We start from the raw sequence: 10,524 nt of genomic DNA, 5'->3' as shown, positions 1-10,524 counted from the left end.
AGTGAGGACGGAGGCCGCGGCCCGCGCGCGCGGGCCGCGGCCTCCGTCCTCACTCGGCGAGCGCCTCGACCGCCGCCACCCGCGTCGCGAGCCGGGTCGGCACCACCGCCGCGACGAGGGTGAGCACCGCGGTGGCGGCCACGATGATCGCCACGGGCAGCCACGGCACCGCGGGCGCGACCAGCGTGGGCGCCGAGAACGACGGCGGCATCGGCACGGAGCCGAGGAGCGACTGCGCGCCCGCCCAGCCGTACGCGATCCCCAGCACGAGACCGGTCACCGTGGCGGCGATCGTGATGTGCGCCGCTTCGAGCAGCACCATCCGACGCACCTGACCCGTCGACACGCCCAGCGCCCGGAGGAGCCCGAGCTCACGGCGGCGCTGCACGACGCCGATCGTCAGGAGGTTGACCAGCCCGACGGCCGCGATGACGGCCGACACGGCGACCAGGCCCATCATGATCCCCGCGAAGGTGTCCAGCAGCGTCGTGAGCTCGTCGGGCGCGTCGCCGCCCGCCGACGTCGTGAGCACCGCCTTCACCGTCTCGAGGGCGACGGCGAACATCGTCACGAGGGTGACCCCCATCACGACGCCGATGGCCATGCGGCTGGAGCGCTCCGGGTAGCGCAGCGCGTTCTCGGCCGCGAGCCGGGCGGTCGCGGACGATCCGAACCACCTGCCGACGAGCCGCAGCACCGGCGGCATGACCAGGGTCGCCCCCAGTGCGAGCCCCGTGAAGGAGAAGATCCCGCCGAAGAAGGCGATCACCACGCCGAGGGGGCTGAGCAGGCCCAGCGCGATGCCCGCGACCAGCAGCGCGCCGCCGATCGCGAACAGCGCCACGGCGGCGCCGTTGCGGGGGCCGCGGCGCGCGAACGCGTCGTGGGATGCCTCCACCGACCCGCCGAGCGCCTGCAGCGGCGTCACGGTGAGCACGCGGCGGGAACCCGCCCACGCCGCGGCCCACGTGGTCAGGGCGACGACGGTCGCCGGGACCACCAGCACCGGCTGGACGACGGCGTACTGGACGCCGTCGATGCCGAGGTATCCGACGGCGAGGGCGACCCCGGCCCACGACACCAGCGTGCCGCCGACGAGTCCGAGCAGCGCGCCCACGATGCCCACCGCGAGACCCTGCCGAGCCACCTCGGCGCGCTGCGACCGCGCCGATGCGCCGATGAGCCGCAGCAGGGCGATCCGGCGGGTGCGGCCGGCGATCACCGTGGCGAACGTGTTGGCAGTGACGATGGCAGCGACGTAGACGGCGACGCCGATGAGCAGGACGCTCATGATGCCCAGCACCGCGGCGAGCGTGCCGCTGTCGCCGATGAACGGGTCGGCGCGGAGGACGGCCGCGATGAACCCGGTCGCGCTGAGCAGGATCGCCCCGAACGCGCTCGAGATCGCCGCGACGAGGATGCTCGCGCCCATGCCCCGCTCGCGGAGCCATCCGAGAGGCGCCGCGGCCGCGGCCACGGCCCCGCGGGTCGCCGGCGTGCGCTCCGCCGTCGGCGCTGCGACGGCGCTCACGAGGCGGCCTCCGCGACCGGAGCCGCGGCGACCGGCGCCGCCGCCACCGGCGCCGCCGCGCCGAGCTCGGAGGCCAGCATGTACGCCGAGATCTCCTCCGCGCTCTGGCGGGGCTTGTCGGCGACGATGCGGCCGTCGCCGAGGAACAGGACGCGGTCCGCGTGCGAGGCGGCGACCGGGTCGTGGGTCACCATGGCGATGGACTGGCCCTGGTCGCGGCTCGCGGCGGCGAGGAGCGCCAGCACCTCGCGGCCCGAGCGGGAGTCGAGGTTGCCGGTGGGCTCGTCGGCGAACACCAGGTCGGGCGCCGTTGCGAGGGCGCGCGCGATCGCGACGCGCTGCTGCTGGCCGCCCGAGAGCTGGTGCGGCCGATGGCGAAGCCTGCTCGTCAGCCCCAGGCGCTCGACGAGCCCGTCGATGCGGGACCGCTCGAGCGTCGTCGGACGGCGTCCGTCGAGGTCGAACGGCAGCAGGATGTTGCCCAGCGCGTCGAGGGTCGGCACGAGGTTGAACGCCTGGAAGACGAAGCCGACGCGCCGCCGGCGCAGGATCGTGAGCTCCAGATCGCTGAGGCCGGTGATGTCGGTGTCGCCGATCCATGCCCGGCCCGACGTCGGGGCGTCGAGCCCGGCCATGATGTGCATGAGCGTGGACTTGCCCGAGCCCGACGGGCCCATGATGGCGGTGAACTCGCCGCGACGGATGCCGACGGTCACGCCGTCCAGTGCGCGGACCGTGCTCTCGCCGGTGCCGTAGGTCTTGGTGAGCTGGTGGACCCGGGCGGCGAGGCCCAGATCGGTCGAAGAGATTTCCATGTCCTCGACGCTAGGAAGCGCCTGGTGTCGCGCGCGTCCGCCTGGCGAGGCATCCGTCTACATCCCCGGGATGATCCTCCCCGCCGCATCCCGCCGGTCAGACGAGGTCGTGCTCGAAGGCGAAGACGACCAGCTGCACCCGGTCGCGGAGGGCGAGCTTGGTCAGGATGCGGCTGATGTGCGTCTTCACCGTCGCCTCGGAGAGGAACTCCCGCGCCGCGATCTCGGCGTTGGACAGGCCGCGCGCGGCGAGGGCGAAGATCTCCCGCTCGCGCTCGGTGAGCTCGCCGTAGGCGGCGGGGACCGGGCGGGCGGCGGCATCCGTGAATCTTGCGAAGAGCTCCCGGGTGGCGGATGCCGCGATCACGGCCGATCCCGCGTGCACCGTGCGGATCGCCGCGAGGAGGAACTCGGGGTCGGCGTCCTTCAGCAGGAAGCCGCTCGCACCCTGCCGGATCGCCCGCGCCGCCGCCTCGTCGAGGTCGAACGTCGTGAGCATGACGATGCGCGGGGGCTCGGGGTCGGTGAGGAGCTCGGCGGTGGCGGCCAGTCCGTCCATGACGGGCATCCGGATGTCCATGAGCACGACGTCGGGCCGGGTCTGGCGCACGGCGTCGACGGCCTCGCGGCCGTCCGACGCCTCGGCGACCACCTCGAGGTCGGGCTGCGAATCGACGAGCATGCGGATGCCGGCGCGGAAGAGCGCCTGGTCGTCGACCAGCGCGACGCGGATCATGCGAGTCCTCCGATCGGGATCAGTGCGGTCACCGCGAACGCGCCGTCCTCGTCCGCCGCGTCGAGCCGGCCGCCGGCGAGCTGGGCGCGTTCGCGCATGCCGATCAGGCCGTGCCCCGCCTTCGGCGTGCGCGGGCCGGGCGGCAGCGGGTTGCGCACCCCCAGCTCCACACGGTCGGCGAGCCACGCCAGCCGCACGTCGACCGGGCCTCCGGGCGCGCCGTGTCGCAGGGCGTTGGTGAGCGCCTCCTGGAGGATGCGGTACACGGCCAGCTGGACCGCGGCCGGCGGCTCCCCGGGCGGTGCCGGATCGACGTCGACCCGCAGCCGCACGCCGGCGGCCCGCACCTGCGCGTAGAGCTCCTCGAGGTCGGCGAGCGTCGGCTGCGGGCCGTCGCCCTGACGGTGGCGCAGCTGCCCGAGGAGCAGCCGCACATCGGCGAGGGCGGAGCGCGCCGTGCTCGCGATCGTGGCGAGCGCCTCGGTCACGACCGCGGGATCGGATCCGGCCGCATAGCGTGCGCCGTCCGCCTGGGCGACCACGACCGCGAGCGAATGCGCGACGACGTCGTGCATGTCGCGCGCGATGCGCACGCGCTCCTGCTCGGCGATGGCCTCGGCCTCGGCCCGCTGCTGCGCCTCGCGGTTCTCCCGCGCGCGCACCGCCGTCCGCACGAGCGCGCCGATCGTCCACGCCAGGCCCAGCGCGAAGGCGGCCGCCACGAGCATCACCAGCGCGAGCGGCAGCGTCTGCCAGGTGAGGCCGTCGGAGTACAGCGGCCCCGCCGCGAGGTAGACGGTGATCACCAGCGCGCCCACGAGCGCCGAGACAAGGCCCGCCCAATAGACGCGGGAGCCGCCATAGGCCGCCGTGGCGTACAGGACGGCGAAGATCGCGACGTCGGCGAAGCCCGGCGGGCGCCCGAATCCCATCTGCAGCAGTGCGCCCGCCCACGCCAGCCCCAGAGCGAGCGCCGGTGAGAGGCGGCGCACGGCGAGCGCCGCACCGAAGAACAGGGCGATGACGAACGCCTCGAGCGCCGGGAACGTCCCCTGCAGCGGCGCGCCGTAGCCCGTCGCGCCGGTGACGACGTGCTCGATCGGCCACGCCGCGAGGAAGAAGAGCACGCCCAGCGAGACGTCGACGACGAGCTGGTACGTCTTCAGGCGGCGGAACACCGTTTCACGTTACGGGAGACCAGCGGGCGCGGCATCCGTCCCGCGCTGTACCTGCGGCCGCGACGGCATCCTCCGCCGGATGTATCCATAAGGTCTGCTGGACCCACCATTGCGCGGCACCGGGTGAGGCTTTACTGTCGCGTCACAGGCCGAAACCGACGGGAAACGTGCAGTCGACAGGATCGTGGTGCGGGGCCGCCCCATCGATCGGACCCGTCGGTCCCAGCCCGAGGGATGCCCCCGCGGGGGCGCGGACGACGAGCCGGCGAGCGCCGGCTCACGAACGGAGACACGATGACGACGGTACGCGCGGCGATCTCGCAGACCACCTGGACGGGCGACAAGGAGTCGATGCTCGACAAGCACGAGGGCTTCGCCCGGGACGCCGCGGCGCAGGGTGCGCAGGTGGTGTGCTTCCAGGAGCTGTTCTACGGGCCCTACTTCGGCATCACGCAGGACAAGAAGTACTACGGCTTCGCCGAGCCCGCCGACGGGCCGATCGTGCAGCGGTTCGCCGCGCTGGCCAAGGAGCTGGGCCTGGTCACGGTGCTGCCGATCTACGAGGAGGCCGAGACCGGGGTCTACTACAACACCGCGGTGCTCGTCGACGCCGACGGCAGCATCCTCGGCAAGTACCGCAAGCACCACCTCCCGCACCTCGACCGGTTCTGGGAGAAGTTCTACTTCCGCCCGGGCAACCTCGGGTACCCGGTGTTCGAGACCGCCGTCGGACGCGTCGGGATGTACATCTGCTACGACCGCCACTTCCCGGAGGGGTGGCGCGAGCTGGGACTGAACGACGCGCACATGGTCTTCAACCCGAACGCGACCAAGCCCGGGCTGTCGAACCGGCTGTGGGAGGTCGAGGGTCCCGCCGCGGCCGTCGCGAACGGGTACTTCGTGCTGCAGCCCAACCGCGTGGGGCGCGAGGACAACGAGTACGGCGACCTCGCTGTCGACTTCTACGGCACCAGCCAGGTGATCGACCCGCGCGGGAACTTCGTCGGCGAGCGCGGATCCGGCGACCACGAGGAGCTGCTGGTGCGCGACCTGAACATGGACATGGTGCGTGAGATGCGGGACGACTGGCAGTTCTACCGCGACCGCCGGCCCGACTCCTACACGAAGATCGCGAAGCCCTGAGGGCCTGACAGGCTCGGCCACAGGAGGACTGACATGGCAACGACACTCATCAAGGGCGGCACCGTCGTCTCGGCGACGGGACGCGGCGAGGCCGACGTGCTCATCGACGGCGAGACCATCGCAGCCGTGCTCGCGCCCGGCTCGCAGCTGCTGGGCACGGATGTCGCGGCATCCGTCGACACGGTCATCGACGCGACCGGGAAGTACGTGATCCCGGGCGGCATCGACGCGCACACCCACATGGAGCTGCCGTTCGGCGGCACCAACGCGTCGGACACGTTCGAGACCGGGACGCGGGCGGCCGCGTGGGGCGGCACGACGTCGATCATCGACTTCGCCGTGCAGCGCTACGGCGAGCGCGTGCAGGACGGGCTCGCGGCGTGGCACGAGAAGGCCGCCGGCAACTGCGCGATCGACTACGGCTTCCACCAGATCGTCGGCGGCGTCGACGACGACTCCCTCGCGGCGATGCGGGGCCTGCTCGACGAGGGCGTCTCGAGCTTCAAGCTCTTCATGGCCTACCCCGGCGTGTTCTACTCCGACGACGCGCAGGTGCTCAAGGCCATGCAGGTATCGGCGGAGACCGGCCTGCTCACGATGATGCACGCCGAGAACGGCCCGGCGATCGACGTGCTCGCGGCGCAGCTGGCCGAAGCCGGCAAGAAGGCGCCGTACTACCACGGCATCGCGCGCGCCTGGCAGATGGAGGAGGAGGCCACGCACCGCGCGATCATGCTGGCGAACCTCACGGGCGCGCCGCTGTACACGGTGCACGTGAGCGCCAAGCAGGCCGTCGACCAGATCGCCTGGGCGCGCGACCAGGGCTGGAACGTGTTCGGCGAGACCTGCCCGCAGTACCTGTACCTCTCGCTGGAGGAGCAGCTGGGCGCGCTCAGCGAGGAGTGGGGGCAGTTCGAGGGTGCCAAGTGGGTGTGCTCGACGCCGCTGCGCAGCAGCAAGGAGGGCCACCAGCACCACATGTGGCAGGCGCTGCGCACCAACGACATCCAGATGGTCTCGACCGACCACTGCCCGTTCTGCATGAAGGGCCAGAAGGAGCTGGGTCTCGACGACTTCCGCGCGATCCCGAACGGCATCGGCTCGGTCGAGCACCGCATGGACCTGATGTACCAGGGCGTCGTCACGGGCAAGATCACGCTCGAGCGGTGGGTGGAGCTGACCTCCACCACACCCGCGCGCATGTTCGGCCTGTACGGCAGGAAGGGCGTCATCCAGCCGGGCGCCGACGGCGACATCGTCGTCTACGACCCGAACGGCCACACGTCGATCGGCCTCGGCGAGGGCCGCACGCACCACATGAACATGGACCACTCCGCATGGGAGGGCTACGAGATCGACGGGCATGTCGACACCGTGATCTCCCGCGGCAAGGTCGTGGTCGACGGCGGCCGGTACCACGGCTCCAAGGGCGACGGGCGCTTCCTCAAGCGCGGCCTCTCGCAGTACCTCATCTGATTCCCGGCGATCGAGCGGAGCGTATCGAGATCATGGACTTCGGCGTCGTCCTGCAGACCAACCCGCCCGCCGCGCGCACCGTGCAGCTCGCCAAGCTCGCCGAGGCGCACGGCTTCAGCCACGTGTGGACCTTCGACTCGCACCTGCTGTGGCAGGAGCCCTACGTCATCCACTCGGCGATCCTCGCCGAGACCAATCGCGTCACGGTGGGGCCGTTCGTGACGAACCCCGCGACGCGGGACTGGACGGTGACGGCCTCCGTGTTCGCCACGCTCAACGAGATGTACGGCAACCGCACGATCTGCGGCATCGGCCGCGGGGACTCGGCGGTGCGGGTGACCAACGGCAAGCCGGTGACGATGGCCGAGCTGCGCGAGTCCATCCACGTGATCCGCGAGCTCGCGAACTCGCGGCCCGTCGAGTACCACGGCTCGACGATCCGGTTCCCGTGGAGCCGGGGCTCGCAGCTGGACGTGTGGGTGGCGGCGTACGGGCCGATGGCGCTCACGCTCACCGGCGAGGTGGGCGACGGGTTCATCCTGCAGCTGGCGGACGTCGACATCGCCGCGTGGATGATCAAGACGGTGAAGGATGCCGCGGCCGCCGCCGGCCGCGACCCCGACTCGCTCGCCTTCTGCGTGGCCGCCCCGATGTACATCGGCGACGACGAAGCGCACATGCGCGACCAGTGCCGGTGGTTCGGCGGCATGGTGGGCAACCACGTCGCCGACATCGTCGCGAAGTACGGCCATCACGGCGCCATCCCCGACGCGCTCGCCGACTACATCGAGGGACGCAAGGGGTACGACTACAACACCCACGGCAAGGCCGACAACGACCACGTCGACTTCGTCCCCGACGAGATCGTCGAGCGCTTCTGCATCCTGGGCTCGGCATCCGACCACATCGCCAAGCTCGAACAGCTGCGCGAGCTGGGGGTCACCCAGTTCGCCGGTTACCTGCAGCACGACAACAAGGAGGAGACGCTCCGCGTCTACGGCGAGACCGTGATCCCGGCGCTGCAGACCCACGTGACGGCCAAGTCGTGAAGTCGGCACCGGCATGAGGCCCATCGGCTGGTCGGCGCGCCGTCAGGGCGAGCTCCGCGGCTGGATCGCCGCGGGCTGGGGCGCGGTGGGGGTGGTGGCGGTCATCGTGCTGTGGGAGCTGTACAAGTTCCTCGGACCCGCCGACGGCGTGGTCGTGGGCGCCGTCCCCGGCGAGTCCGGGTCGGGGCTCATGATCCTCCCGCGCACCCATGACCGGGCGATGCCGCACGTGTGGGACATGGTCGCGCGCCTGTTCGCCCCCACGAGCGGCGGCGACACCCCCGCGCTCTGGGTCTCGGTCGCCGGCGCCGCCCTCATCACCCTGGGGATCGCCGCCGTCGGATGGCTGATCGGCGTGGTCGTGGGCGCCCTCCTGGGCCTGGTGATGCAGCGGTGGCGCCTGCTGGAGTGGGGCCTGCTCCCCTGGATCGTGGTGAGCCAGATCGTGCCGCTCATCGCGTTCGCCCCCGTCGTCAATGCGATCGGCAACCAGATCGACCGCGGCGGCGGCACGTGGCCGCAGTGGCTGTCGGTGGCGGTGATCGCGTCGTATCTGGCGTTCTTCCCGGTGGCCGTCGGGGTGCTCCGGGGCCTGGCGTCGCCGGACCGCATCCACCTCGACCTCATGAGCAGCTACGCCGCAGGGTACTGGCCGACGCTGTTCCGGCTGCGCCTGCCCGCGGCCGTCCCGCACCTGCTTCCGGCGCTGCGGCTCGCCGCCGCGAACGCGGTGCTCGGCGCGGTCGTGGCGGAGGTCTCCATCGGCATGCGCGGCGGCATCGGCCGCATGCTCATCCAGCTGGCGGGTCAGGCCTCGAGCGACCCCGCCGCTCCATGGGGGCCGACGTTCGGCTCGATCGCCCTCGGCCTGATCGCCGCCGGCTCGGTGGCCCTCATCGGCCTCGGACTTGCCAACTACCGCAGAGGAGAGGCCGCCGCATGACCGACCTTGCCGTCCACGCATCCGGCGTCGGGAAGGTGTTCCCGACGAAGACCGGGGAGGTCGTCGCGCTGACCGACGTCGATCTCGAGGTCGCCGGCGGTGAGTTCGTGTCGCTCATCGGCCCGTCGGGCTGCGGCAAGTCGACGCTGCTGCGCCTGATCGCGGACCTCGACCAGGCGACGTCCGGCACCCTCCAGATCTTCGGAAAGCCCGCCAAGCGCGCCCGCATCGATCAGGACTACGGCATCGCGTTCCAGCAGGCCGGCCTCCTGCCGTGGCGCTCGGTCGCCGCCAACATCGGGCTGCCGCTCGAACTGCACGGCACGGGCAAGGCTGCTCGCGCGAGCCGCGTGGCCGAGCTGGCGGAGCTGGTCGGTCTCTCGGACTTCGTCGATCGCTACCCCGACCAGCTCTCCGGCGGGATGCAGCAGCGCGTCGCGATCGCCCGCGCGCTGGCCGCCCGCCCGAAGCTGCTCCTCATGGACGAGCCGTTCGGCGCGCTCGACGAGATGACGCGCGAGCGCCTGCAGTCCGAGCTGACGCGCATCGCCGCCGAGACCTCGGCGGCCGTCGTGTTCGTGACCCACTCGATCCCGGAGGCGGTCTTCCTCTCCGACCGCGTGGTGGTGATGAGCCCGCGTCCCGGTCGCATCACCGACGTGGTCCAGACCTCTCTCGGCGAGGTGCGCGACGAGGCGCTCCGCGAATCGCCGCAGTTCTTCGACCGCGTGACGGCCGTCCGCGAGGCCTTGCACGGCTCGCCCGTCACGAGGGCGAGTGAATCATGACGGATGCCGCGACCACGATGCTGCCCGCCGCGCCGACTCCGGCGGGCGCGGGGCGGGGGCCCGGCGAGCGCGAGCTTCCGGGGTGGCTGAAGTGGGTGGCGCCCGTCGTCGTCGGCGTCCTGATCCTCGCGATCTGGATCTTCTGGGTCGATGTGCTCGGCACCGCGCCGCGGATGCTGCCGAGCCCGATCGCGATCGCCGAGGAGTTCGTCCGCCGGTTCCCGATCATCCTCGACGACATGATGATCACGGCCACGAACGCTCTGATCGGCCTCGTGGTCGGCTCCCTCCTCGCGCTGCTGTTCGCCGGGCTGGCCGCCGCGGCCAAGCCCGTCGACGGCATGCTCGCGCCGCTGGTGTCCGCACTCGCCGTCATCCCGATCGTCGCGATCACGCCGATCCTCAACACGATGTTCGGCGCCTCGAGCCAGTTCGGACGTCAGGCGGTCGCGACGATCGCGGCCTTCATCCCGGTGTTCGTCAACGTGCTGCGGGGCCTCCGCCAGACCCGGCCCGTGCACCGCGACCTGCTGCGCTCGTCCGCGGCATCCGGCTGGCAGACGTTCCGCGTCCTGACGCTCCCGACCGCCCTCCCGTACCTCATGACGGGCCTGCGCATCGCCAGCTCGCTGGCGGTGATCGCCGCCCTCGTCGCCGAGTACTTCGGCGGGCCAGCCGACGGCATCGGCACGGCCATCGCCACCTACGCCAAGTCCGGCCGGGCCGCGCTGGCGTGGGCCTACGTGCTCGGCGGCATCATCATCGGGCTCGTGTTCTTCCTCGTGACCTCGCTCCTGGAGCGCCTGGCGACGAGGCGGTCGCCGGCCTGACCGGCGTTTGCAGTACCCGACGCACCACACGAAAG

Annotated in this window: 10 protein-coding genes; 6 read left to right on the top strand and 4 right to left on the bottom strand. The window is 71.8% G+C overall.

Features of this window, described 5'->3' with window-relative positions:
• Window positions 1–49 precede the first annotated feature (49 nt).
• The 4 genes from ACFRAL_RS04505 to ACFRAL_RS04490 form a co-directional block, all read right to left on the bottom strand.
• Window positions 50–1,432, bottom strand: a complete 1,383-nt coding sequence (locus ACFRAL_RS04505) for an FtsX-like permease family protein (protein ID WP_336395004.1) — start codon at window positions 1,430–1,432, stop codon at window positions 50–52.
• 95 nt (window positions 1,433–1,527) lie between these two features.
• Complete coding sequence (locus ACFRAL_RS04500) at window positions 1,528–2,346, bottom strand: ABC transporter ATP-binding protein (protein WP_336393579.1); 819 nt, start codon at window positions 2,344–2,346, stop codon at window positions 1,528–1,530.
• Between the two features lie 97 nt (window positions 2,347–2,443).
• Window positions 2,444–3,082: a response regulator transcription factor gene (locus tag ACFRAL_RS04495; protein WP_336393580.1), complete on the bottom strand. Its 639-nt coding sequence runs from the start codon at window positions 3,080–3,082 to the stop codon at window positions 2,444–2,446.
• Entirely contained in the window at window positions 3,079–4,260 is a 1,182-nt protein-coding gene (locus ACFRAL_RS04490) for a sensor histidine kinase (RefSeq protein WP_378880175.1), read from the bottom strand. The genes ACFRAL_RS04495 and ACFRAL_RS04490 overlap by 4 nt, the downstream gene beginning before the upstream one ends.
• A gap of 294 nt (window positions 4,261–4,554) precedes the next feature.
• On the opposite strand from ACFRAL_RS04490, the gene ACFRAL_RS04485 reads away from it, so the two are divergent.
• The 6 genes from ACFRAL_RS04485 to ACFRAL_RS04460 are packed head-to-tail and all read left to right on the top strand — an operon-like array spanning window position 4,555 to window position 10,489.
• Window positions 4,555–5,403, top strand: a complete 849-nt coding sequence (locus ACFRAL_RS04485) for a nitrilase-related carbon-nitrogen hydrolase (protein ID WP_336393582.1) — start codon at window positions 4,555–4,557, stop codon at window positions 5,401–5,403.
• A 33-nt stretch (window positions 5,404–5,436) separates the two neighbouring features.
• The gene (gene hydA, locus ACFRAL_RS04480) at window positions 5,437–6,879 is read left to right on the top strand and encodes a dihydropyrimidinase (RefSeq protein ID WP_378880172.1); all 1,443 of its coding nucleotides are present in this window, start codon (window positions 5,437–5,439) and stop codon (window positions 6,877–6,879) included.
• A gap of 32 nt (window positions 6,880–6,911) precedes the next feature.
• Entirely contained in the window at window positions 6,912–7,928 is a 1,017-nt protein-coding gene (locus ACFRAL_RS04475) for a TIGR03842 family LLM class F420-dependent oxidoreductase (protein ID WP_336393584.1), read from the top strand.
• 13 nt (window positions 7,929–7,941) lie between these two features.
• On the top strand, window positions 7,942–8,871 hold the full coding sequence (locus ACFRAL_RS04470; RefSeq protein ID WP_336393585.1) for an ABC transporter permease subunit: 930 nt from the start codon (window positions 7,942–7,944) through the stop codon (window positions 8,869–8,871).
• The gene (locus ACFRAL_RS04465; protein WP_336393586.1) at window positions 8,868–9,659 is read left to right on the top strand and encodes an ABC transporter ATP-binding protein; all 792 of its coding nucleotides are present in this window, start codon (window positions 8,868–8,870) and stop codon (window positions 9,657–9,659) included. The genes ACFRAL_RS04470 and ACFRAL_RS04465 overlap by 4 nt, the downstream gene beginning before the upstream one ends.
• A complete protein-coding gene (locus ACFRAL_RS04460) occupies window positions 9,656–10,489 on the top strand; it encodes an ABC transporter permease (RefSeq protein WP_378880167.1) in 834 nt (277 codons plus the stop codon). The genes ACFRAL_RS04465 and ACFRAL_RS04460 overlap by 4 nt, the downstream gene beginning before the upstream one ends.
• Window positions 10,490–10,524: the final 35 nt, after the last annotated feature.

It is taken from the genome of Microbacterium sp. NPDC056736 (assembly GCF_042790415.1).
In the GTDB taxonomy this organism is placed as follows: Bacteria; Actinomycetota; Actinomycetes; order Actinomycetales; family Microbacteriaceae; genus Microbacterium.
Note: the sequence above shows the minus strand (reverse complement) of the source record. Positions and strands in the feature narration are given on the sequence as shown.